The sequence below is a fragment of the Aquipuribacter hungaricus genome (genome assembly GCF_037860755.1).
Classification (GTDB): Bacteria; Actinomycetota; Actinomycetes; order Actinomycetales; family JBBAYJ01; genus Aquipuribacter; species Aquipuribacter hungaricus.
Genome location: NZ_JBBEOI010000002.1, coordinates 1 through 23,354 on the forward strand (window position 1 = coordinate 1; position 23,354 = coordinate 23,354).

A 23,354-nucleotide genomic window follows, 5' to 3' on the forward strand; every position below is an offset into this window, starting at 1 on the left:
CAGCCACGCCGACGCCGCCGACGCCCTCGAGGCCTGCCGCCGCGCGGCCGGGCCGTGGCGGCGGCTCCCCTTCGACGAGCGCGCCGCGGTGCTGCTGCGCGCCGCGGACCTGCTCACCGGGCCGTGGCGGGCGCGGATGAACGCCGCCACCATGCTCGGGCAGTCCAAGACCGCCCAGCAGGCCGAGATCGACGCCGCCTGCGAGCTGGCCGACTTCTGGCGCTTCAACGTCCACTACGCCCGCCGGCTGCTGGCCGAGCAGCCGCCGGAGAACTCGCCGGGGGTGTGGAACCGGCTCGACCACCGCCCGCTCGAGGGCCCGGTGTACGCGATCAGCCCGTTCAACTTCACCGCCATCGCCGGCAACCTGTCCACGGCGCCCGCCCTCATGGGCAACACCGTGGTGTGGAAGGCCGCCCCGACCCAGACCCTCGCGGCGGTCGTCCTCATGGACCTGCTGCGCGAGGCCGGGCTCCCGGACGGCGTGGTCAACCTGCTCACCGGCGACGGCGTGGTGGTCAGCGACGTCGTGCTCAGGGCCCGGGACCTGGCCGGCATCCACTTCACCGGGTCGACCACGGTGTTCCAGAGCCTGTGGCGCACGGTGGGCGAGAACATCTCCTCCTACGCGGCCTACCCGCGGCTGGTCGGCGAGACCGGGGGCAAGGACTTCGTCGTCGCCCACGCCAGCGCCGACCCCGGGAGCCTGGTGACGGCCATGGTGCGGGGCGCCTTCGAGTACCAGGGCCAGAAGTGCTCGGCGGCCAGCCGGGCCTACGTGCCGGCCTCGCTGTGGCGGGCCGGGGTCCGCGACGAGCTCGCCGCCATGACGGAGTCCATCACCTACGGGCCGGTCGACGACCTGTCGAACTTCGGCGGCGCCGTCATCGACGACCGCTCGTTCGCCCGCAACACCCAGGCGATCGACCGCGCGCGGCAGACGCCCGGCATCGACGTGCTCGCCGGCGGCACCTACGACGGCTCCGAGGGGTACTTCGTCCGCCCCACGGTGCTCGTCGGTGAGGACCCCACCGACGAGATCTTCACGACCGAGTACTTCGGCCCGGTCCTCGGCGTCCACGTCTACGACGACTCCGTGCCCGGCGGCTGGGAGGCGATGCTCGCGCAGATGGAGTCCGTCACCGACTACGGCCTCACCGGCGCGGTGTTCGCCCGCGACCGGTACGCGGTCCACGAGGCGACGAGCGCGCTGCGGTTCGCCGCGGGCAACTTCTACGTCAACGACAAGCCGACCGGCGCGGTCGTCGGGCAGCAGCCGTTCGGCGGCGGGCGGGCCTCGGGCACCAACGACAAGGCCGGCGCCGTGCACAACCTCATGCGGTGGGTGTCCCCGCGCACCATCAAGGAGACGTTCGTCGCGCCGACCGAGCACCGCTACCCGCACATGGGCTGAGCGCCGGGCGGGACAGGCCGGGCCGGGCCGTCAGTCCGCGACGACCCGGTCCCGGCCGCGCCGCTTGGCGCGGTAGAGGTTCTGGTCGGCGTGGCTCAGCAGCGAGCGGTGGGAGCGGTCGCCGACCTCCCCGAGCTCGCCGACCGCCAGGCCGGCCGACACGGTGAGGGTGATCGTCGAGCCGCCGGTGCGGACCTCGGCGGCGGCCACCGCGCGGCGGACCTCCTCGAGCACCTCGACCGCCCGGCCCTGGGCGTCGTCGCCGCGGGCGCCGAGCACCACGGCGAACTCCTCGCCGCCGATCCGGAACAGCCGGGCGCGGGGGTCGACCTCGGCCAGGCGCCGGCTCATGGTGCCCGCCGCCACGCGCAGCACCTCGTCGCCGACCAGGTGCCCGTGGACGTCGTTGACCACCTTGAAGTGGTCGAGGTCGAGCAGCGCCAGGCACGTGGGGCCGCCGTCGGTGGCGACCTCGGCGAGCGCGTCCTCGAAGGCGAGCCGGTTGCCGATGCCGGTGAGGACGTCCTGGCGGGCCAGGTGACGGGCGTGCCGGCTGTCCTCGCGGGCCAGGTCGCGCTCGGCCTCCGCCCGCTCCCGCAGCACGTCCGCGGCGGCCATGGACGCGGTGTTGCGGAGCCGGACGTCGCGGCTGCGCCCGGAGTGGCGGACGTACTCCTGCAGGGCGCTCATCGCCTCGCGGTACCGGCCGAGCGCCTCCAGGCAGTCCGCGACCAGGTACCAGGAGGTCAGCTGGAACGCCGTGGTGATGACGCCCTCGCCGGCGACGACCTCCTGCAGCGGGGCCAGCGCCTCCTCGTGCCGGCCGAGAGCGACGAGCAGCTCCCCGACCAGGGCCTGGCAGCGGACCACGTGGTCGGGCTCGCCCAGGGCGGACGTGAGCCGCAGCGCGGTGCTCGCCAGGTCCAGGGCGCCCTCGAGGTCCCCGCGCAGCTGGGCGGCCCGGGCGGCGGCGTAGGTGGCGTGGCGGCTGTTGGACACGACCGGGTCCCGCCCGGCGGCCGCGAGACCGGCCTCGGTCGCGGTGCGGGCCCAGCGCTCGACGTCGCCGACCAGGCCCGGGCGGCGCTCGTCGGGGGCGGGCTCGACGCCGTCCGGGCGGGACAGCCACAGCCCGGCCACCGTCACGGCGGTGGAGTGGATCTGCTCCAGCTGCTCGGGGTCGCCGAGCTCGAGGGAGTCCGGCAGCGCGGCCGTGAGCAGCGACAGCGCCCGCTCCGCCTCCCCGAGGTCCAGGAGGATCTCCGCGAGGCCGATCCGCACGGCGACGCGCACCACGGCCGAGCGGCCGGGGTCGGCGCCGGGGTCGCCGTCGAGGATGTCCAGCGCCTGGGTGAGGGTGCTGACCTGCTGCTCGATCCGGCCCTCGAAGCCCTCCCAGATCGCCCGGCCGTTGAGGACGAGGGCCGCGAGCAGCGGGTCCGAGCGGGGGTCGACGATCTCGGCGGCCTGCTGCAGGTCCGCCAGGGCCTTGGGCTCGTTGCGGTAGTGCCGCTGGGCGGAGCGGGCGTAGATGAACCAGGCGCGCCAGTGCCGCAGGTCCACGCCGGGGTCGACGTCCGCGGCGGCGTGGCCGTCGCGGTCCGCGCGCTCCAGCCGCTGGAGCGTGCGGGTCATGAGCTCGTCGGCGGCCAGCGGGTCGTCCGCCAGCAGCGACCGGGCGCGCGACTCGGCCTCCGTCAGCCCCTGGACGTCGAGCAGCCCCGGCCGGGCCGGGCCCGCGGTCGGGTCCGGCGCGCCCCCGGTGCTCACCCGCCCCGGACCGCCCCGGGATCAGCCATCCTGGGCGGCCCAGGCGCGGTAGGTGTCCACCTGGGCGTCCAGGGCGGCCTCGAGGGCGGGCAGCACGGCCTTCTCGATCTTGCCGCCGATGAGCGGCACCTTGGCGGTCACCTGGCCGCTGACGACCTCGACGGCGCCGGTGCCGTCCGGGCGGACGACCGTGGTCGAGGTCGCGCCCACGGGCGCACCCTCGACGACGAGGCGGACCTCGCCGTGGCGCGACCCGGCGGCGTCGGCCTCGGCCTGCCACGTGGTGGTCTCGACCAGCGTGATGGTCTGCCCGGTGAGCTTCCGCGCGAAGTCGGGGAAGCGGTCGGTGGGCATGGTGCGGCGCACGACCGTCGTGAGGCCGTCCACCTGCACGTCGTGCTCGACGGCGCCGGTGCGGCGGCACAGCGCCTCGAGGTAGCCGGCGTCGCACCTCGCCCGGACGACCTGCTGCGGGGCGACCGGCCAGCGGAGCGTCTGCTGCATGTCCACGTCCGGCACCGTAATGCAGCGGGGGCCGCCGGTCAGCCTGGAGCCGTGGCCGGGGTCGGGCGGCAGGTCTACGGTCGGCGCCATGGTGGACCGACGAGCGACGCTGCTCACCGAGGCCGGGGCCGTGGCCGCCGACCGCGGCTGCTCCGAGGGCGACCGGCTGCTCGTGGCCGGCTACTTCGCGGACGTGTCCGACGCGGACCTGCTGCCGCGGGACCCCACCGACGTGGCCGGCGCGGTGCTGGCCCACCGCCGCCTCGCCGAGCACCGCCCGCCGGGGCACACGCGGGTCCGGGTGCTCACCCCGACCGTGGCCGACGACGGCTGGACCACCCCGCACACCGTCGTGCAGGTGGTCACCGACGACATGCCGTTCCTCGTGGACTCCGTCGTCAACGAGCTGAGCCGCGCCGGGCGCGGCATCCACCTGGTCGTGCACCCGCAGGTCGTCGTGCGGCGCGACCGCGCCGGCGCGCTGCTGGAGGTCCTCCAGGTGACGCACGGCGAGACCGACCCCGACGAGGTGGACAGCTCGGTCCTCGTCGAGTCGTGGATCCACGTCGAGGTCGACCGGAGCACCCCGGCGGACGGCACCGGCGCGCCGGACGGGCAGGGCGACGAGGGGGCCGAGGCCGCGGACGGCGGCCCCGAGGCGGACGCGGCGCTGGGACGTGCGCTGCAGGACGTGCTCGCCGACGTCCGTGCCGCCGTCGAGGACTGGCCGGCCATGCAGGCCCGTGCCCGGGCCGTGGCCGAGGACGTCGAGGCGCTGCCCCGGCGGCTGCCGGAGGGCGCCCTCGACCCGGGCGACGCCGCCGAGGCGGCGCGGCTGCTGCGCTGGCTCGCCGACGAGCACTTCACCTTCCTCGGCTACCGGGAGTACGCGCTGCGGCCGGGGGCGACGCCGGACACCGCGGTGCTGGAGTCCCTGCCCGGCACCGGCCTCGGCGTGGCGCGCGACGCGGGCACCGAGCCCACCGTCAACCGGCTGAGCGCCGACGTCACCGCCCACGCCCGCCGCCACGACGTCCTCGTCCTCACCAAGGCCAACAGCCGTGCCACCGTCCACCGCTCGACGTACCTGGACTACGTCGGGGTCAAGGTCTACGACGAGACCGGCGAGGTGGTGGGGGAGCGGCGCTTCCTCGGCCTGCTGAGCTCCGCGGCGTACACCCAGAGCGTCGCCTCGGTGCCCGTCGTGGACCGCAAGGTCGCCGCGGTGCTCGCCACCAGCGGGTTCGGCCCGCGCAGCCACTCCGGCAAGGACCTGCTGACGATCCTCGAGACCTACCCGCGCGACGAGCTCTTCGCCGCCGACGTGGAGACCCTCACCCGGATCAGCCTCGGCGTGCTCCAGCTGCAGGAGCGGCGCCGCACCCGGCTGTTCGTCCGCCACGACGCCTTCGGTCGCTACGTGTCCTGCCTGGTCTACCTGCCGCGAGACCGGTACACCACGAAGGTCCGCCTGGTCATGCAGGAGCTGCTGCTCGAGGCCTTCGGCGGCACCGCGGTCGAGCACTCCGCGCGGGTGTCGGAGTCGGTGCTCGCGCGGCTGCACTTCGTCGTCCGCCTGGCCACCCGCGGGGTGCGCGCCGACGTCGACCTGGCCGCGGTCGAGCAGCGCCTCGTCGAGGCCACCCGGACGTGGGAGGAGGACCTCGCCGACGGCCTCGCCGCCCGGCTGGGCGAGGCGGAGTCGGTGCGGATGAGCCGGCGCTGGGCCGGAGCGCTGCCCGAGGCCTACAAGGAGGACGTCGCCCCCCGGGTCGCGGTCGGCGACCTGGTCCGGCTGGAGGCGCTCGAGGCGGGCCGCGGCGCGTCGCCCGACCTGGACCTGCTGCTCTACACCCCGGTCGGCACCCCGGCCCGGCACTCGCGGCTGAAGATCTTCCGCAGTGAGCCGCTCGGGCTGTCGGAGGTGCTGCCGTTCTTCGACCACCTCGGCGTCGAGGTCGTCGACCAGCGGCCGTACCACCTCCTCAGCGAGCCGGCCGGGGCCGACGGGCACGCCGGCGGGACCGCGCCGGTGCCGGTGGACCACTGGGTGTACGACTTCGGCCTGCGCCTGCCCTCGGTCGCGGTGCAGCCGGGCACCACGACCGACCCGGCGCGCCTGGCCCGGCGGTTCACCGACGCCTTCGTGTCCGGCTGGACCGGCACGAGCGAGTCCGACCGCTTCGACCGGCTCGTCCTGCGCGCCGGCCTGACGTGGCGCCAGGTGGTCGTGCTGCGGACCTACTGCCGCTACCTGCGCCAGACCGGGACCACGTTCTCCGAGGAGTACATGGCCGGCGTGCTGGGGGCCAACCCCGAGGTGGCCCGCCTGCTCGTCGCGGTGTTCGAGACCCGCTTCGCCCCCGACCGCTTCGCCCAGGCCGAGGGCCAGCGCCCGTCGCCGGCCCGCCTGGGCGCCGGCGAGCGCGCCGTCGCCGCCGTCGCCCGGGCGCTGGAGGACGTCGACAACCTCACCCACGACCGGATCCTCCGCGCGCTGCTGGCCACGGTCGCCGCCACCCAGCGGACGAACTTCTACGCCGACGGCCCCGGCGGCCGGCCCAACCCCACGGTCGCGGTCAAGCTCGACCCCCGCCAGGTCCCGGACCTCCCCGAGCCCCGCCCGGCGCACGAGGTGTGGGTCTGCGGGCCCGACGTCGAGGGCGTGCACCTGCGCTTCGGCGCCGTCGCGCGGGGCGGGCTGCGCTGGTCGGACCGCCACGAGGACTTCCGGACCGAGATCCTCGGCCTGGTCAAGGCGCAGCAGGTGAAGAACGTCGTCATCGTCCCCACCGGCGCCAAGGGCGGGTTCGTCGGCAAGCGGCTGCCCGACCCGGCCGTCGACCGCGACGCCTGGTACGCCGCCGGGACCGAGTGCTACCGGACCTTCGTGCGGGCGCTGCTCGACGTCACCGACGACCGCGACCTGTCCACCGGTACCGACCCCGCCCCGGTCGTCCCGCCGCGCGACGTGGTCCGCCACGACGGGGACGACTCCTACCTGGTCGTCGCCGCCGACAAGGGCACGGCCGCGTTCTCCGACGTCGCCAACGCCATCTCGCTCGAGCGCGGGTTCTGGCTCGGCGACGCGTTCGCCTCCGGCGGGTCCAAGGGCTACGACCACAAGGCGATGGGCATCACCGCGCGCGGGGCGTGGGAGTCGGTCCGGTTCCACTTCGACGAGCTCGGCGCCGACGTGGACACCGACCCGTTCACCGTGGTCGGCGTCGGCGACATGAGCGGAGACGTGTTCGGCAACGGGATGCTGCTGAGCCGCGCGATCAGGCTCGTCGTCGCCTTCGACCACCGGCACGTCTTCATCGACCCCGACCCGGACCCGGCGACCTCCTACGAGGAGCGGGAGCGGCTCTTCCGGCTGCCGCGCAGCTCGTGGGCGGACTACGACACCGCGCTGCTGTCCGAGGGCGGCGGCGTCCACAGCCGGGCGGCCAAGGCCATCACGCTGCCGGCGAAGGCCGCGGCCGCGGTCGGCCTGCCCGAGGAGGAGGTGACGCTGACCCCGACCGAGGTCATCCGGGCCGCGCTCACCGCCCCGGTCGACCTGCTGTGGAACGGCGGGATCGGCACCTACGTCAAGGCGTCCTCGGAGACCCACGCCCAGGTCGGCGACAAGGCCAACGACGCGCTGCGCGTGGACGGGCGCGACCTGCGCTGCCGGGTGGTCGGCGAGGGCGGCAACCTGGGCCTCACCCAGCGCGGCCGGATCGAGGCGTCGCTCGCGGGCGTGCGGGTCAACACCGACGCCATCGACAACTCCGCCGGCGTCGACACCAGCGACCACGAGGTCAACATCAAGATCCTGCTCGACCGGGTGGTGGCCGAGGGCGACCTCACCGGCCGCCAGCGCGACGCCCTGCTCGTCGACATGACCGACGACGTGGCCGCCGCGGTGCTGCGCCACAACGTCGACGGCAACGTCCAGCTCGGCAACGCCCGCCACCAGGCGGCAGAGATGCTGCCCGTCCACCGGCGGCTGGTCGGCTGGCTCGCCGGCACCGGCGCGCTGGACCCGGCGCTGGAGGCGCTGCCCGACGACACGGTCTGGGACGAGCGCGCCGCCGCCGACCGCGGCCTGGTCTCGCCCGAGCTCGCGGTCGTGTCCGCCTACGGCAAGCTCGTCCTCACCCGGCAGCTGCTGGAGTCGACGGTGCCCGACGAGCCCTGGAGCCAGGGCTACCTCGTCGACTACTTCCCGCACCGGCTGCGCGAGACCTACCCCCGGCAGGTGCTCGCCCACCCGCTGCGCCGCGAGATCGTCGCGACGTCGCTGACCAACGCCATCCTCAACTCGTCCGGGACGACGTTCGTGTTCCGGCTCGGGGAGGAGCTGAGCGCCAGCGCCGACCGGGCGGTGCGGGCCTGGGCGGTGGCGCGCGAGGTGTTCGGCCAGGCGGAGTGGCACCAGGCCGTCGACCAGCACGCCGCCCACCTGCCCACCCCGGTGCGGCTGGAGCTGCTGCTGGCCTTCCGCCGGCTGCTCGACCGGGCCTGCCGGTGGTTGCTGCAGAACAGGCCGGACCCGCTGGACGTCGAGGCGGAGACCGCCCGACTGGCCCCGGTGGTGCAGGGGCTGCGCGGCCGGCTCGCGGAGTGGGTCACGGGCGTCGAGGGCCGGCAGGTCGTCGAGCGGTCCGAGGCGCTGCGCGCCCTCGGCGTCCCGGACGCGCTCGCCGACCGGGCGGCCGGCTTCCTCGAGGAGTTCTGCCTGCTCGACGTCGCGGAGATCTCGCTGCGCGAGGACGAGGACCCGGCCGACGTCGTCGCGGTGTACTTCGCGCTGTCCGACCGGTACGCCGTGGACGGGGTGCTCAGCCGGATCACCGAGCTGCCCCGCACCGACCGCTGGCAGGCGCTGGCCCGCGCAGCCCTGCGCTACGACCTGTACGCCGCGCTCGAGGAGCTCACGACCGTGGTGGTGCGGACCTCGCACGAGCACGACGCGGTCGCCCGGATCTCGGAGTGGGAGTCGGCGAACACCGCGGCCCTGGACCGGGCCCGCCTGGTCCTCGACGAGGTGCAGCGGCTGCCCGGGCGCGACCTGGCGCCGCTGTCGGTGGCGCTGCGCACGCTGCGCAGCGTGGTGAAGTCCGGCTCCGCGGACGACGCCCGGTGAGCGGCGACGTGCACGGGGCCGCCCGGGTGACCCCGCGTGGTCGTGCCGCGGCCGGCCACGGCACCCTGGGGCGGTGACCACCATCACCGACATCGTCCGGCGCCACGCCGACGTCGCCGAGCCCGACGTGGAGTGGCTGCGCACCCTGGTGGGGGACTGGCAGCTCGTCTCCGACCTGTGCTTCGCCGACCTCGTGCTGTGGGTCCGCGACCGGTCCGGGGGCTGGTCCGCCGTCGCCCACGCCCGCCCGAGCACGTGGGCGACCGTCTACTACGACGACGTCGTGGGCAGCGTCGCCCGACCCGGGCTCACCCAGCGCCTGGACTGCGCCGCGCAGGGCACCGCCGTCCCGGTGGACGTGCCGCTCGCGGAGGACGGCCAGCCCCTGGACGACGCCGACCAGCAGTGGCAGGTCGACCTGTTCCCGGTGCGCCGGCGCGACAAGGCCGGCCTCACCGACGTCATCGGCGTCGTGGTCCGCAGCACCGACCCGAGCTCCACCCGCACCCCCGGCCGGCTGGAGCTGGTGTACCGCGAGAGCGGGTCGCACCTGCTCGGCATGCTCGCCGAGGGCAGCTACCCCTACGGCTCCACCCCGACCGGTCCCCGCCGTGGGGCTCCCCGCGTCGGCGACGGCCTGCTGAGGATGGACGCCGACGGCGTGGTCACCTACGCCTCGCCCAACGCCGTGTCGGCGTTCCGGCGGGTCGGCGTGGTCACGGTGAGCGGGCGCTCCCTGGCCGAGGTCGTCACCGCGAGCCTGCAGGAGCGCGACCCGGTCGACGAGGCGCTGCCGCTCGTCGTCATGGGCCGCGCGCCGTGGCGCTGCGACCTGGAGATGCGCGGGTCGGTGCTGTCGCTGCGGGCCGTCCCGCTCATGCGCGGCTCCGGCGCGGTGCCCGAGCGGGTCGGCGCGCTCGTCCTGGTCCGCGACGTCACCGAGGTCCGGCGCTCCGAGCGGGCGCTCATGACCAAGGAGGCGACCATCCGGGAGATCCACCACCGGGTGAAGAACAACCTCCAGACCGTGTCCGCCCTGCTGCGGCTACAGGCCCGGCGCACCTCCAGCGACGAGGCCCGCAGCGAGCTGCAGGAGGCCGGGCGCCGGATCGCCGCGATCGCCGGGGTCTACGACACCCTCGCCCACGAGATCGACGAGTCGGTGCCGTTCGACTCCGTCGTCGACACCGGGCTCCGCAACGCCCTCGACCTGGCCACCGCCGACGGCCGGGTGCGCCTGGTGCGGGAGGGCAGCTTCGGCCGGGTGCAGGCCGCCGACGCGACCCCGCTCGTCCTCGTGCTCAACGAGCTCGTGAGCAACGCGGCCGAGCACGGGTTCCCGGCCGGCGCGGTCGAGGGGACCACGCGCGGCACGATCACCGTCAACGCCCAGCGCGAGGGGTCCCGGCTGGTCGTCCACGTCGACGACGACGGGCAGGGGATGGACGGGCACCACACCCACGGCCTGGGCACCCGGATCGTCGACAACCTCGTCCGGACCGAGCTCAACGGCTCGTTCGTCCGGGGCACCCGGCCCGAGGGCGGGACCCGGGCGACCATCGAGGTCGTCCTGCGCTGAAACGCTCGTGTCTGCCGAGAGCGCCGCGGGGACGACGACGGAGGGCGCCCCACCCGCAGGTGGGACGCCCTCCGTGAGGTGCTGGTGCGGGCTGCTCAGCCGGCGCGGCGGGCGCGGGCGGCGCGGCGCTTGAGGGCGCGTCGCTCGTCCTCGCTCATGCCGCCCCAGACGCCCGAGTCCTGGCCGGACTCGATGGCCCACTTGAGGCAGGTGTCCACCACGTCGCAGCGGCGGCACACCGCCTTGGCCTCCTCGATCTGGAGGATCGCGGGGCCGGTGTTGCCGATCGGGAAGAACAGCTCCGGGTCCTCGTCGAGGCACGCAGCACGGTCACGCCAGTCCATGGTTCTCTCCACTTCGCGTCAACGCACGGGGGGCCGTGCGAGTTTCACGTCGGTCGGGCCCCGCGTCAGGAGGACGCCCGGGCACAGCGGCAAGGGGGTGCCACCATCCGTCGCTCGGCGCGGGCTGTCGTGCCCCGCGCCTTCCTGGTACTAAGAAACCACCTCGTGAAGGGCTTCACAACACCCGCGGCGCAGTTAGTTGTGCCAACTGCGTCACAAGCCTGTAACCCCGCCGTCGTCTGCCCGTGATGTGACTGACTCTGTAGTGACTCCTACCCGTGACAGCAGGAACCAAACCTCGCCGCACCACCCGGGGCGTCGGTGGTCGTCTGCTTGTGGTAAGAGCGCGCTCCCACGGCTTGTTCCCGGGTGCCCTCGGGCTCGGCCGTGGCCCGCCGGGACGCTGGCACCGAGGGTCGGTGGCTAGCGTGGGGGCATGGACGAGGCCCCCGCACAGCCCGGTCCCCGGCCCTCGCGGGCACGCACCGGACGGCTGCTCGCGGCGGGCGTCGCCGGCGTCGAGGCCCTCGTCGCCGCCGGGGGAGCCGTCACAGCTCTGCTGGCCGGGGTGCAGGGCGGCTCGCTCGTCCTGGCCGCCGCCGTCGGCGGGGTGGCGGCCGGTGCCGCCTACCTGCTGCTCGAGGCGGCCCGCGGCTTCCTGCGCGGCCGGCGGTGGCCGACCGGCATCTTCCTCACCGTGCAGGTCCTGGTCGCGCTGGTCGCGCTGAGCCTGGGCGGGCGGGCGCTGCTCACCTTCGCCGACAACCCCGGGATCGGCGTCGTGACCGTCGTCGCGCTGGCGCTGGCGGTCGCCGGGCTGGTCGCGGTGTCGATGCTCGCGACCGACCGGGCGGGCGCCGCCGACGCCGAGGAGCCGCCCCCGGTGTTCTGAGGGCGGTCGTCGCGGGAGGTCGTGGCAGGCGGTCGGGTCCGGGTCAGGCGGACGGGTCGGGCTTGGACATCTCGGCGCGGAGCCGGGCGAGGGTCTTGCTCAGCAGCCGTGACACGTGCATCTGGCTGAGCCCGACCTCCTCGGCGATCTGCGCCTGCGACATCCCGCGCACGAACCGCAGCGCGATGATGCGGCGCTCGCGCGGGGCGAGCTTGGCCAGCACGGGGCGCAGCGTGGCACGGGTGAGGACCTCGTCGAGCGCGACGTCCTCCTCGCCGAGGGACTCGCTGACGCCGTTGTCGACGTCGAGCGGCACCGTGCTCAGCGAGTACGCGCTCTCGAGCACCTCCAGGACGGTGTCGGTGTCGAGCCCCGCCAGGTGCGCGACCTCCTCGACGGTGGGCGTGCGGCCGAGCTGGTGGGTGAGCGTCTCGCGGGCCTGGGTGACGGCGACCTGGAACTCCTGCACCCGGCGGGGGAGCCGGACGCTGCCCGCACGGTCGCGGAAGTACCGGCGGATCTCCCCGGTGACGGTGGGCACGGCGTACCCGGCGAACGGCACCCCGCGACCGGGCTCGAAGCGGTCCACGGCCTTGATGAGCCCGATGGTGCCCACCTGCACGACGTCGTCGTGGGGCTCGCCGCGACCGTGGAAGCGGCGGGCGATGTGGTGGACGAGCGGCAGGTGGCTGGTGACGACCGCGTCGCGCAGGGCGGCGCGGGAGGGGTCGCCCTCGGGGGTCTCGGCGAGGCGCTGGAGCAGCTTCTCCGACTCGGTCCGGTCCGCCACGGACGGGGTGGGGAGCGCGTGGTGCTCGATCTCGTCCGGGTGGGGCTCGTCGGCGGGCGCGGGGTCGCTCGGGGCAGGGCCTGCGGGAGGCGCGGGTGCGTCGGCGGCCGACCCGTCGGTGCCCTCGGTCTCGACGGCCGCTGCCGGCGCCGGGACGTCGAGGGCGGTCTCGTCGACGGCCGTCCTCATCGCCGGGGGGCGACCGCCCGCGGTACGGGCGGGCACGTCAGGCCGCTCTGGCACGTGAGTGGGCGAGCGATATCCACGAGCCGCCGGCCTCGACACCGCTGCTGACGTCGCCGGCCAGCGCCTCGAGGACGGCCCAGGCGTAGCTGGTCTCGACGGGGAGGGCGGGGTTGGGGCCCTGCACCCGGACGGCGAGGGCGTCGTCGGACACCCGGAACGTGGCGCGCAGCCGGACCGCGGTGCTGGGGGTGGTGGAACGGGCGGCGGGGAGCACGAGCGTGCAGGCCTCGTCGACAGCGATGCGCAGGTCCTCGATCTCGTCCAGCGTGAGGTCGAGGCGGGCACCGAGGCCGGCGCACGCCGTCCGGACGACCCCGAGGTAGGCGGGGTCGGCGGGCAGCTCGATCTCGACGACGTCCGGACCGAGCTGGTCGACGGAGAGCGGGGTGTCGCTGCGGTCGACGTGTCCGTCGCGCTGGTGGGGCGCGGAGGGCGCGGACGTCATGGGGTGGGACCTCTCGTTCGGGTGCTGCTGACGGTATCGGGCCGGGGGAGCGCGCTGGGCGCGGTTGTCGTAGGTCGGTCGTCCGCCATACCCGTTCAGGGGGTCCCCACCCGGAACGGTGCCGCCCGGCTCCCACCTGGTCACTGCGGGTAGGCGATCTGGACACGCGTGACCTCGCCGCGGTCGACCGCGAGCCCCCGCCCCGGACGGTGCTCGCGCTGCACCGGACCACCCCGGACGCCGAGGACGTCGCGCAGGTCGGTGCGCCCGGGGGAGAGGACGAGGCCCCGCCCGACCTGCCGCGCCAGGGCGGGCAGCCCGCGGAAGCCGTCGGCCAACCACGCCGTCGACCCGGCCACGACCACGGTCGCCCCGACCGTGAGCAGGGGCTGCAGCGGTCCTCCGCCTGTCGTGAGCCACTGCTCGAGCGCCGCCAGGTCGTCGGCCGGACTGCGGTCGACGTCGTCGAGCAGCAGGAGGTCGGCGGGCGCGGCGGGTCTGTCGGCTGTGGCCGCCCTGTCGGGCGGGGTGGGTTCCTGCAGCGTCCCGACGCCCATGGCCGCAGCCGATGAGGCGTCACCTGGGTGGGCGACCCGCAGCCTTGCGGCAGCCGCCTGCACTGCGACCGACCCCAGTGCGGTGGTGCGCCCGCTCCTTGCCGGGCCCGCGACGACGACGAGCCCGCCGCGACCGAGGTCCAGCCACCAGGGCCCACCCGAGGGGGTCGCGCCCAGCGCGACCACCAGGCCCCGCGCGGTCGGCAGCGTCGACAGGGCCAGCGAGGCAGGCAGAGCCCGCGGGAGCCAGCCGGGCGCCGGACCGGAGGGCTGGGAGGGCGAGCCAGGGTCGAGGACCTGCGCCTCGACGGCGGGCACAGGCGTCCCGGCGTCCAGCCCGGCGTCGCTGGCCAGGGTGTCGAGGCCGACGACGTGGCAGCGGCCGGTGTGGTGCGGCAGGACGGGTGCCTCCGACGGGACCCCGGCGAGCATCGCGTCGCCACGGTCGACGGTCCGGTGCACCAGCCGTGCGCGGGCACCCGCCGCCAGGCGCGACGCCGCCAGGGCCCGGCCGCCGGCGAGGACGAGGCCGACACCGTCCCGGTGGCCCGAGCGGACGAGGCGCAGCAGGAGGTCGGCGGCCTCGGGGTCCGCGCCGGGGTCGAGCAGCTCGTCCACGTCGTCGACGAGCAGGAGCACCCGGCACGCGGCCACCTGGTCATCTGCGCCATGTCCCTCCCCGCCGCCGATGGCAGCCCCACCCGGAGGTGAGGACGCCAGGGCGACGAGGACGTCGACGGTGTGGTCGTCCAGCCCGTCGCCCCCGCGCAGGCACATCACCGGGATGCCGGCACCGGCTGCCGCCCGGGCGGTCGTCAGCAGGGTCGTCGACCGCCCGCTCCGGCTGCTCCCGAGCACGAGCAGCGGCCCGTCGAGGACCGGTCGCCACCGCACCAGCGCCCGGGCCTGCGACCACGGCAGGTCTGCCACGGCCAGGACGAGGCCGTCCCCGCCGTCGTCCTGCGCGCCGACGGCTGTGCCGGGTCCGTCGCGGTCCTCCCGGAGGGGCGCGTCCACGACGACGGGGTCCTCGGCCTCGAGGCGGGCAGGCAGCGGGGGCAGCCACGGGCCCACCGCCGGGCGGGCGCCGGTGAGCCGCGCCGCCTCCGCCACGGCGTCGACGACGGCCTTGGCCCCTCCGGGCCCGTCCGGCGACGGTGCTGTGACGGGCGGCCGGGCCGGCGGTCGGGTGAGGACCGGCGCGGCCGTGCTCCATCCGTCGACCGGCAGCACGCTGGTGCGGGGTGGCTGGGCACCGGCCCCCGTCCAGGCGGTCTGCACCGTCGCCTCGATGCCCGCGCCGACGACCACGGCCCGGCCGGGTGCCGTCGGAGGGAGCCACGCGGCGTCGGGCCGGTCCACCACGTCACGCGACTCGGCGACGTCCTGCACCCGCAGGGCGATGCGGAGCCCGGCGTTCGCGCGGATGTCCGTGGACACCACCCCGCCCGGCCGCTGGGTGGCCAGCACGAGGTGGATGCCGAGGGAGCGGCCGGTCGCTGCCAGCCGCACGAACTGGTCGAGGACGTCGGGTGCGTCGTCGGCCAGGACGCGGAACTCGTCGACCACGACGAGCAGCCGCGGCAGCGCCGGGCCCGCGACCCCGACTGCTCGGCGGTACCCGGTGACATCCCGCGCGCCTGCGCCAGAGAGGAGGCGCTCGCGGCGCCGCACCTCGGCACGCAGCGAGTGCAGGACCCGGCTCGTCGTGCCCCCGTCCAGGTCGGTGAGGAGCCCGACGCAGTGCGGCAGCCCGGAGAGGTCGTCGAAGGTGGCACCACCCTTGTAGTCCACGAGCAGGACGGCGAGCCGGTCCGGCGGCTGCGTCGCCGCCATGGCCAGGACCCACGACCGCAGCAGCTCCGACTTGCCCGCCCCGGTCGTGCCGGCCACCAGGGCGTGCGGACCCGCCGTGGTGAGGTCGACGACCACCGGCCCCGCCGGGCCGACACCGAGAGGTACCGGCAGCCCGTCGGGCGGCTCTGCCCACCGACGGGCGGTCGCGGCCGGGGCGAGGTCCACCAGGTCGGCGAGGGAGACGGTGCCGGGCAGCGCGCCGTCCGGGCCGGGACCGGCCGGGCGCAGCGGGGCCAGCGCCCGGGCCAGCCGGAGCGCCCACACCGGCCCTGCCCGGTCCAGGACCGCCGTCTCCCGGGCGCCGTCCGCGGGCCGCAGCAGGACGCCCTCCACGCCGTCGGGACTGGCGGGGTGCACGACGAGCGCGCACGTCCGTGGGAGCGAGTCCGTGCTGCGGGCGACCACGAGCACGTGGACGCCGACGGTGCCCGCCGCCGACAGCCGCTGGAGCCTGGCGTCGTCCACCGTGCCGTCCGGGTCGTCGACCAGGACCAGCACGGCGGCCGGCTGCCCGGTCCCGTCCGTGGCGTCGCCCGCGGACGACGGTCGGGTGACCGCCGCCCGCGCGGTGACGGTCCGGAGCGCACGGTCGAGCGCGGCGGCCGGGTCCGGCAGCCCGGCGCCGGCTGAGGTCGTGTCCTCGTCCTGGTCGTGGGGGAGCAGGCCCAGCCAGCGCCACCGGTCGCGCGCCGCGCCGCTCACGACCGGGACCACGGTGAGGGACGTGGGCGGGAGCAGCGCCACGAGCTGCCCGACGACCGAGCGCGCGCACGACGGGTCGTCGTCGGGCTCGACGACGCCGACGGGGCCCTCCCGCAGGTCGAGGACGACGAGGTCGTCCTCGGTGCGGACCGTGACGGAACCGCCCGCCGGGTCTGTCACCCGCACCCGGTGGGCGAGCGAGGCGTGCCCGGGGTCGTCGCCCGGCACGCAGTGGCCCAGCCGCACGCGCAGGGCGTCGGCGTCGCGGTGGTGGCGCTCCCAGAGGCGACCGCCGACGTCCACGCACTGCTCGAGCAGGACGGTCGCGTCGGGCACGGCCTGCCGCTGCGCCCGCGCGAGGGCGTCGGCGGCGGCGCGGGCCGCAGCGTGCACCTCGGCGACGGCACGGGCGTGCTCCTTCCGTCCCAGGCGGCCCTCGCGGCGGGCGTCCCGACGCGACGTCCACCACGACCCGGCCACCAGCAGCGGACCCAGCGCGGCGAGGACCAGGTACACGGCCGAGCCGGTCCACCAGGCCAGGCCGGTGGCCGCGAGAGCCGGGAGGACCACGGCCAGCAGCGGGAACGTCGACGTCCGTCCCTGCCGGGCGGCGGCAGGCAGACGCAGCTCGGGCGCCCGCTCGACCGACCGGGTGCGCGGGGGCGGCCTGACGGGGACCGTGCCGTCGCCCGGCCCGTCCGGCAGAGGACGTGCTCCGCAAGGGCGTGTGCTCGGCCGCAGCACGAACCGGCCGGCCCCGGCACGCCACTCCTGCTCCAGCGCGACGTGCGAGGAGACTCCGGCACCGCCCGTGCCGTTGGTCGAGCCGTTGTCCTGCACCTGCACGCCTGCCGGGGTGACCGTGAGGACGCAGTGCTCGCGCGACAGGCGCGGGTCGGTGAGCCTGACCTCGCACGTCGCGGACCGCCCCAGCCGCAGCCGACCACGGGCGAGGGGGACGACCGTGCCCGCGTCCGGCCCGGCCACCACGGCCAGCTCGAGCAGGTGCTGGGCGACGGGTCGGCCCGGCGGCGGGCTGCCGAGGCGGAGGACGGCCCCGTCGAGCAGCGGGGCGTGCCCCACCTCGGACGTGCCGTCGACGACGACGCCCGAGACGGAGACGTCAGGTGCGGCGCCCGGCCCGCCGAGCGACAGCGGGGGCGGGAGCAGGTCGAGCACCGCAGGCAGACGGGTGCCCCGCGGGCACGTGACCAGGACGTCGAGGACAGCGGGCGCCTCCGCGCCCGCCCCGACGACCGTCCACCGCAGCCTCACCGCGCCCCCCTCCCGTGCCCACCACCGTCGAGGACACGCTGCCCGTCCGCGGGTGCACGGCGGTGGTCACGGACCGGAGGCTGTGGACGCCGGAGCGTCGTCCACAGGTGGCCCGTCCGGCTCTAGCACCGCCGGTCTCGGAGTTCGTATGGTGCGAGCGCCGGCGGCAGGGGTCCGCGGGCGACCGAGGGGGGTGGCGTGGACGCGGTGACGGCGGTCGTCGGCGAGGCGCGCGAGCTCATCCGCCGACGCAACCTGGACCCCGACCGGGACCCGGGCGGCATGCGCCGTCTGGTCGAGGACCTGGTCGCCGACTACGACGAGCGCTCGCTGTCGGGCACCCTCGCGCCCGTCCTCGACGCGTCGTCCACGGTCAAGCAGGTGCTCGACGCGGTCGTCGGCTTCGGTCCCCTCCAGCCCTACCTCGACGACCCCGAGGTCGAGGAGGTGTGGATCAACGAGCCGGGCAAGGTGTTCGTCGCCCGGCAGGGGATCTCCGAGCTCACCACCACCATCCTCACCGACGCCGCGGTGCGCGACCTCGTCGAGCGCATGCTCAAGACGAGCGGGCGACGGGTGGACCTCTCGAGCCCGTTCGTCGACGCGACGCTGCCGGACGGCTCCCGGCTACACGTGGTCATCCCCGACATCACGCGGCGCCACTGGGCCGTCAAGACAGCCCACTCTTAGAAGTACCCTGCAGGGGTGACGAGGGTTGGCATCTACTGCCGCATCTCCGCCGACCGCACAGGTGCAGGGCTGGGGGTCTCCCGACAGCGACAGGACTGCGAGCAGCTCGTCGAGCAGCGCGGCTGGCCGGTCGTCGCCGTGTACGAGGACAACGACATCTCGGCCTACAGCGGCAGGACAAGACCGGGGTACCAAGCCCTCTTGAACGACATTCAGACCGGTCAACTCGACGCGGTCGTCGCCTGGCACACCGACCGACTGCACCGCTCGCCCTCCGAGCTCGAGGCCTACATCGAGGCGTGTGATCGGCAGAATGTCGCGACGCTCACTGTGCGAGCCGGCGACCTCGACCTGTCTACGGCGGCAGGGCGAATGGTCGCCCGAATGCTCGGTGCGGCAGCGCGCCACGAGAGCGAGCAGAAGTCTGAACGCGTCCGGAGGGCCCGGCTGCAGGAGGCACAGGCCGGCAAGGTTCAGGGCCAGCTTGGCTACGGGTACCGGCGCAACCTGGACGGCAGCTTCGCCGTCGATGACGTGCAAGCCGCTGTGGTGCGCGAGATCAGCGATCGCATCCTGCGCGGCGACAGCCTGGCTGGCATTGCTCAATCCCTCAATGAGCGCCAGGTCCCCACCCCCAGCGGTCGCACGGGCACATGGCGGGGACCCAACCTTCGGTCCATGATCACCGCAGCTCGCTACTGCGGCTGGCGGGAGCACACGCCGACGCCGGGTCGTGGCGAGCGCAGCCGCGGTCGAGGGACCGGCGAACTCGTCGCGCCGGGGACCTGGCCCGCCATCTTGGACCGCGAGACGACCGAGAGACTGAGGGCTTTGCTCGGAGACCCGGCACGCAGGACGGGAGGGCGTCCTGGGCGCTCCACCTACCTGCTGTCTGCCGCGCTGGCGCGATGTGGTCGATGCCGGGCGCCCCTCACCGGCCACGTTGACTCCGCTCGCGGCACGCGCCGGTACGTCTGTTCGAAGCAGCCGGGCCTGGCCCGATGCGGTCGTCTGACGATCAATGCAGACGCACTCGACGGACTCGTCGTCGCAGCTGTCATTGAGGCGCTGGCAGGTGACGTGGCCTTCGAGCCTGATCCGGTCCCGCCCGTGGACGAGGGGGCCGCCGGAGTGAGAGCGCAGCTCGAGGAGTTGGCCGCCCTCTATGCGGCTGGCTCCATCCGCGCCGCCGAGTGGCTCACCGCGAGGAACGCCCTCGCCCAACGCCTCGAGAGTATCGAGGCGCGCTACGCGACGACGGCCCGCAACAGGCTTCTACGAGATGTCCCAAGGACCGTGGACGAGTTCACCGGGCATTGGGCTGCCCTCACGCTGCAGCAGCAGCGGTCGCTCTTGACCGGGTTGCTGCAATCCGTGGTTGTGCACCCGTCGACGCACGGCGGCAACCGGGTCGACGCGGCCCGCGTCGAGATCGTCTGGCTGAGCTAGTTCCATGCGACGTGATGTCCCGCGCGAGCGAGCGACATCGCGCCGGCCAGAAGATCCAGGACGCGGGCGCGGGCGGCTCGGTCCTCGATCCGAGCAGGCAGCCCCTGGGCTGCCCGGGTGCGTCGCACCAGCTCGACGGCGGCGTCGTGGTCGACGGCTACCCACCTACACCCGCCTGCGGCATCTGCGATCGGGACGTTGCGGAAGCTCGCGTTTGCCTCAAGGCAAGCCGGCGCGTGCTCATTGCTGCTGCCCATGGCTGGCCTCCAGACGCGGTGGTGACGGCCGGCGCGCCGTCTCTTCACGCAAGGGGGCAGGCGAGCCCTGGCGGTCGTCTGACCCGCCCCCTGTCCGGAGGTGCTCGACCACCGCCCCTATATGTCGCCGCGTCCGGCTGCGATGGCCCTAGACACTGTGACGGGCCGTGGCTCTGTCTCCCTTGCAAAGTCGCGACCGCGGCCACCACGGTTTAGCCGGTGTAGCGCTGGGCCCAGACGTCTCGCCGAACTCCTTCACAGGCTGGGCAGGTCTTGTCTCTGGCGTAGCGGCGGGCGCCTGCGGGGGCATGGGCCGAGTCCAAGCAGTTGGTCACGAACCTTGCTGTCGGTCCGTTCAGTGGGACCGCGTACGCCGCGTCCCGCGGCTCGCCGTCGCGGCGGACGGCGTCCTTGATGACCTGGGCGGCGAGCAGGGTGCCGGCCAGGACCGACATGAACCCCACGGAGAACTGAGCGGCACCGCCGTCTGAGGGTCGAAGCCGTGCCAGGAGGGCGTCACCGACCTGGCCGCAGCCTCCCGTACGGCCCCAGTGCCGGACCTGATGAGGATCGGTGCCGACCGCTGCGGCGTGGGCCGCGATGGCGTCGTCGTCCATCTCGGCGACCTGTGCCCATATTTCGCTGTCAGGCGTCCGTTCGTGGGGAGGGTTGAAGCAGCGCAGGCATGCGGTCCCGTGGTTGGGGTCGACACGCAGCATCTCCAGTCGGAGTCCGGCGGTGGAGGCCTGGACCGCAGACGCCGGGTACTTGTCCTGGAGCGCCGCGCGCGCTTCCGGTGTGTCGACTGCGCTCACCAGGTTCGTGCGCGGGCCGACGAGCGTCTCGGCGACGTCGTGGAGTGGTTCGACCACCAGGCCGTGGTGTCCGCTGAGCCGGCGGGCGGCGACGTGGGCTTTTGGCTGTCCCAGATCGCTGCGATGGAAGGGCAGACAGCGGTTTAGGTTAGTGTCGTCCACGCCTTGAGGGTCGGCGTCGGCTGCTCGGACCGTCCCGGCCGCGGGCTGGTAGGCCCACAGTGTCTGCAGGAGTGCGGAACCCACTGCCCCGACTCCGGCGAGCACGTGGTCGAGGTGCACTGCTGGCTCACCTCGGTAGGCAACGGCGTCCCTCGGCAGGTTCGACGGGTCCTGCTCCAGCGACCACGCGTCGAGGGCGGCGGTCGACAGCTCGTGGCCGCGGACCCGGGCGTACATGTACGCCTGGCCGGCGGCCAGACAGGCGGCGACGTACGGGCCGAAGGGGTTCCTGCTGTTCAGGTCGAGCGGGAGGTCGCCGTCGGGTTGTGCGGTGACGGCTCCCGCCCATCCGGCCGCCGAGACGTGAAGGACATTGCTTGCGCTCCGCACAGCGACCGTGCCGCCGATCTGGAGGACGAGGTCAGGACGCTCGACCGCGTCCCAGTCGTTCATAACAGGCGCGGCCTCGACCCCGAAAGCGTCGGCCGCTGCCTTCAGGGCGGCGACCAGGGAATGCCCGCCGTCGGGGGAGCTGGGGTCGATGCCTGGTAGTAGAGGCGCATCGATGGTCTCGAGGCGGACGTTCGCTATGAGCTCTCGCGTGCTCCTGGTCAGGAGGGCGACGAGCAGCCACAGCAGGTGCTGGAGGCCCGCCTGGCCAGCGAGATCCGGGTCTACATCGATGACTACGTGGATGGGCCGAGACGCCGGAGCACGCTCCTCGTCCACGCCCGGAATGGGGAGGAGGTGCCTCCACTGGGGGTCGGGTTCGGCCGGGGCGTCCAAGTCGTGCTCCTGTGGTCGAGGGCTGACGGAATGGTTGTGATGACCGATTCGGCCGGCACTCTCTGCCATCCGCTCGTGGTCCGGAGATGGACGCCGCAGTCGGAGATGTCCGGGCGTTCGGTGCCGTGGAAGGGGACCACGATGGACAGGGACCCGGGGCGCTGGCTGTAGGCGCGTTCGTCGTCGGTGCCGGAGTGCTCAACCCAATCGTCGCCGTGGGAGTGGACCTGTGCGACGCGCGTCATTCGCCGGGTGCGCAGGTGCTGCCCCGCCCGGCTAATGGCCTCTGCCGGAACGACGTAGTTCCCACGCCTCAGGAGGGCGTCGGGGACGACCACCGTCGTCGCGATGTAGACCTCGGCATCGCCGGCCGAGCCGGGGTATCCGTTCTCGTCGACGCGAAAGCCGTCGAGGTAGGCGATGCGCTCAACACCGGGCTGATGCTGTTCGAACAGGCCGAGAAGGTCCTGCCAGACAGCATCAGGGACGCGGACTGTGGTGCTCATGCGGCGTCGGCTGTGCGCGACGGCCCGGCGTAGGCAGCGCTCTGGAGTGCCCTGTGGATGCGGGTGAGGGTCGCGTCGAGGCGGTCCTTGCCTGGCCGCCAGGCCTGTCCTGCCGCGGGTGTGTGCCCGCTGCGGTAGTAGCCCAGGTTGTAGGAGAAGCAGATGAGCTGGTCGGGGTGGTCCGTGAACGGGTACTCGTCGTGGAGGGCGAACTGGAAGCCGGGACCGGGCCCGGGGGGTGCGCCGGGGGAGCCGAGGAGCAGGGGGAATGCAGGGGTGCCGAGTCGGGCCCGCCGCCAGTGCCCGTCTTGGCGCTCCACGAAGGTGGCCGACACCGGCCAGGTGTCGTAGCAGGAGGCATCGAGCCGCACGGTGTAGGTGTCGTCCCGACCGCTCGTCAGAGGGCGTGCAGGAAGATGGACCAGGGCGACGAGGGGGTCGTCGGTGACCTCGTAGGCCCAGCCCGAAGCGTCGCTTACGCGGGGGGAGTGCTGGAAGAAGTCGGCCAGGTGCGCGCTCAACAGCGCCGCTGCCACCTGGGGGTCGACCGGGCTCGGGTCAGGCACGGGCGCCGCCGGTGTCGCGGGCGAACGTCCAGACCAGGTCGCTGCACTGCCCGGCGGCGTACTCCCTCAGGTGCAGCTCGCTGTACTGCCGGACATCCTCGCCGGTCGCCAGGCAGGTGAGACGGTCCTCCGATTTTTGCGTGACCCCCAGCGCCCGGTACACGGCGTCAACGACCTTGGACAGCTTTTCGCCCGGGCCGCTGCTGACGCGTAGCGGCGGACCACCGGCGTCCTCGTTGTACACCTGCACCACGAGGTGGCCCGGTGGAGTCGGCTTCCCCTTCCCTTCGGCCGCGGTGCCTGCCTCTTCTGTGCGTGCGTCAGGTGCCGGCATGGCAGCCCTCCTGTGCTCGATGTCGTCAGCCAATCCAACAACGTCACCGACAGTACCATGCTGTCCATCACCCCTAGGGTGATGAACAGTCATCGAGCCAGGCGGAGTGTCGCGCAGTTGTCACCCGGCCAAGCAGCCGTATGGTTCCCGATGACATGTTCATCAGCCCATGGGTGATAGGAAGCAGTCGCGTGGACCGGTCGTACCTCGACGAAGAGCTGCGACGCGTCGCTACCGACCCAACCAGCCGTCCCGAAGGATGGAGTGACTCTGAGATCGC

General features: G+C 74.3%; 16 protein-coding genes and 1 pseudogene. 6 read left to right on the forward strand and 11 right to left on the reverse strand.

The window, feature by feature from the left end; all coding sequences use genetic code 11:
- Positions 1-1,414: L-glutamate gamma-semialdehyde dehydrogenase (gene pruA / locus WCS02_RS00820; RefSeq protein WP_340288320.1), on the forward strand; the 1,414-nt coding region annotated here is incomplete at its 5' end.
- A gap of 30 nt (positions 1,415-1,444) precedes the next feature.
- On the opposite strand, the gene WCS02_RS00825 is transcribed toward pruA, so the two are convergent.
- Both WCS02_RS00825 and WCS02_RS00830 read right to left on the reverse strand, forming a co-directional pair.
- The gene (locus tag WCS02_RS00825; RefSeq protein ID WP_340288323.1) at positions 1,445-3,184 is read right to left on the reverse strand and encodes a GGDEF domain-containing protein; all 1,740 of its coding nucleotides are present in this window, start codon (positions 3,182-3,184) and stop codon (positions 1,445-1,447) included.
- Between the two features lie 21 nt (positions 3,185-3,205).
- Positions 3,206-3,688, reverse strand: a complete 483-nt coding sequence (locus WCS02_RS00830) for a DUF2505 domain-containing protein (RefSeq protein ID WP_340288643.1) — start codon at positions 3,686-3,688, stop codon at positions 3,206-3,208.
- An 88-nt stretch (positions 3,689-3,776) separates the two neighbouring features.
- Here WCS02_RS00830 and WCS02_RS00835 point away from each other — a divergent pair, with 88 nt between their 5' ends.
- Both WCS02_RS00835 and WCS02_RS00840 read left to right on the forward strand, forming a co-directional pair.
- On the forward strand, positions 3,777-8,822 hold the full coding sequence (locus WCS02_RS00835; protein WP_340288326.1) for an NAD-glutamate dehydrogenase: 5,046 nt from the start codon (positions 3,777-3,779) through the stop codon (positions 8,820-8,822).
- A 73-nt stretch (positions 8,823-8,895) separates the two neighbouring features.
- The gene (locus WCS02_RS00840; RefSeq protein WP_340288329.1) at positions 8,896-10,401 is read left to right on the forward strand and encodes a sensor histidine kinase; all 1,506 of its coding nucleotides are present in this window, start codon (positions 8,896-8,898) and stop codon (positions 10,399-10,401) included.
- A 95-nt stretch (positions 10,402-10,496) separates the two neighbouring features.
- Here WCS02_RS00840 and WCS02_RS00845 read toward each other — a convergent pair whose 3' ends face one another.
- Positions 10,497-10,745 carry a WhiB family transcriptional regulator gene (locus WCS02_RS00845; protein ID WP_340288332.1) on the reverse strand — a complete coding sequence of 83 codons (249 nt, stop codon included), beginning with the start codon at positions 10,743-10,745 and terminating at the stop codon, positions 10,497-10,499.
- Between the two features lie 436 nt (positions 10,746-11,181).
- On the opposite strand from WCS02_RS00845, the gene WCS02_RS00850 reads away from it, so the two are divergent.
- On the forward strand, positions 11,182-11,637 hold the full coding sequence (locus WCS02_RS00850) for a hypothetical protein (protein WP_340288335.1): 456 nt from the start codon (positions 11,182-11,184) through the stop codon (positions 11,635-11,637).
- A gap of 43 nt (positions 11,638-11,680) precedes the next feature.
- Here WCS02_RS00850 and WCS02_RS00855 read toward each other — a convergent pair whose 3' ends face one another.
- From WCS02_RS00855 to WCS02_RS00865, 3 genes are all read right to left on the reverse strand, one after another.
- Complete coding sequence (locus WCS02_RS00855) at positions 11,681-12,616, reverse strand: SigB/SigF/SigG family RNA polymerase sigma factor (protein ID WP_340288338.1); 936 nt, start codon at positions 12,614-12,616, stop codon at positions 11,681-11,683.
- A 37-nt stretch (positions 12,617-12,653) separates the two neighbouring features.
- Positions 12,654-13,118, reverse strand: a complete 465-nt coding sequence (locus WCS02_RS00860) for an ATP-binding protein (protein WP_340288340.1) — start codon at positions 13,116-13,118, stop codon at positions 12,654-12,656.
- Positions 13,119-13,258: 140 nt separating this feature from the next.
- Complete coding sequence (locus WCS02_RS00865; RefSeq protein ID WP_340288343.1) at positions 13,259-17,509, reverse strand: FtsK/SpoIIIE domain-containing protein; 4,251 nt, start codon at positions 17,507-17,509, stop codon at positions 13,259-13,261.
- 198 nt (positions 17,510-17,707) lie between these two features.
- On the opposite strand from WCS02_RS00865, the pseudogene WCS02_RS00870 reads away from it, so the two are divergent.
- Both WCS02_RS00870 and WCS02_RS00875 read left to right on the forward strand, forming a co-directional pair.
- Positions 17,708-18,181, forward strand: a pseudogene (locus WCS02_RS00870) (CpaF family protein); the annotation flags it as partial.
- A 33-nt stretch (positions 18,182-18,214) separates the two neighbouring features.
- Positions 18,215-19,648, forward strand: coding sequence for a recombinase family protein (locus WCS02_RS00875; RefSeq protein WP_340288346.1), 1,434 nt, complete (start codon positions 18,215-18,217; stop codon positions 19,646-19,648).
- Here WCS02_RS00875 and WCS02_RS00880 read toward each other — a convergent pair.
- The 5 genes from WCS02_RS00880 to WCS02_RS00900 all read right to left on the reverse strand — a co-directional run bounded on the left by WCS02_RS00880 (position 19,645) and on the right by WCS02_RS00900 (position 23,074).
- Positions 19,645-19,905: a hypothetical protein gene (locus WCS02_RS00880; RefSeq protein ID WP_340288349.1), complete on the reverse strand. Its 261-nt coding sequence runs from the start codon at positions 19,903-19,905 to the stop codon at positions 19,645-19,647. The two genes, WCS02_RS00875 and WCS02_RS00880, sit on opposite strands and share 4 nt — an antisense overlap.
- A 212-nt stretch (positions 19,906-20,117) precedes the next feature.
- Positions 20,118-21,611 carry a ThiF family adenylyltransferase gene (locus WCS02_RS00885; RefSeq protein WP_340288352.1) on the reverse strand — a complete coding sequence of 498 codons (1,494 nt, stop codon included), beginning with the start codon at positions 21,609-21,611 and terminating at the stop codon, positions 20,118-20,120.
- On the reverse strand, positions 21,569-22,174 hold the full coding sequence (locus WCS02_RS00890; protein ID WP_340288355.1) for a hypothetical protein: 606 nt from the start codon (positions 22,172-22,174) through the stop codon (positions 21,569-21,571). Before WCS02_RS00890 ends, WCS02_RS00885 begins: the two co-directional genes overlap by 43 nt.
- The gene (locus tag WCS02_RS00895; protein WP_340288358.1) at positions 22,171-22,740 is read right to left on the reverse strand and encodes a hypothetical protein; all 570 of its coding nucleotides are present in this window, start codon (positions 22,738-22,740) and stop codon (positions 22,171-22,173) included. Before WCS02_RS00895 ends, WCS02_RS00890 begins: the two co-directional genes overlap by 4 nt.
- The gene (locus WCS02_RS00900; RefSeq protein WP_340288361.1) at positions 22,733-23,074 is read right to left on the reverse strand and encodes a hypothetical protein; all 342 of its coding nucleotides are present in this window, start codon (positions 23,072-23,074) and stop codon (positions 22,733-22,735) included. Before WCS02_RS00900 ends, WCS02_RS00895 begins: the two co-directional genes overlap by 8 nt.
- Positions 23,075-23,354 lie beyond the last annotated feature (280 nt).

Excerpts from the sequence above, each read along its gene's own strand:
- WCS02_RS00830 (WP_340288643.1), bottom strand. The coding sequence starts at position 3,688 with ATGCAGCAGACGCTCCGCTGGCCGGTCGCCCCGCAGCAGGTCGTCCGG.
- WCS02_RS00835 (WP_340288326.1), top strand. The coding sequence starts at position 3,777 with ATGGTGGACCGACGAGCGACGCTGCTCACCGAGGCCGGGGCCGTGGCC.
- WCS02_RS00845 (WP_340288332.1), bottom strand. The coding sequence starts at position 10,745 with ATGGACTGGCGTGACCGTGCTGCGTGCCTCGACGAGGACCCGGAGCTG.
- WCS02_RS00850 (WP_340288335.1), top strand. The coding sequence starts at position 11,182 with ATGGACGAGGCCCCCGCACAGCCCGGTCCCCGGCCCTCGCGGGCACGC.
- WCS02_RS00855 (WP_340288338.1), bottom strand. The coding sequence starts at position 12,616 with ATGAGGACGGCCGTCGACGAGACCGCCCTCGACGTCCCGGCGCCGGCA.
- WCS02_RS00860 (WP_340288340.1), bottom strand. The coding sequence starts at position 13,118 with ATGACGTCCGCGCCCTCCGCGCCCCACCAGCGCGACGGACACGTCGAC.
- WCS02_RS00880 (WP_340288349.1), bottom strand. The coding sequence starts at position 19,905 with ATGGGCAGCAGCAATGAGCACGCGCCGGCTTGCCTTGAGGCAAACGCG.
- WCS02_RS00890 (WP_340288355.1), bottom strand. The coding sequence starts at position 22,174 with ATGAGCACCACAGTCCGCGTCCCTGATGCTGTCTGGCAGGACCTTCTC.
- WCS02_RS00900 (WP_340288361.1), bottom strand. The coding sequence starts at position 23,074 with ATGCCGGCACCTGACGCACGCACAGAAGAGGCAGGCACCGCGGCCGAA.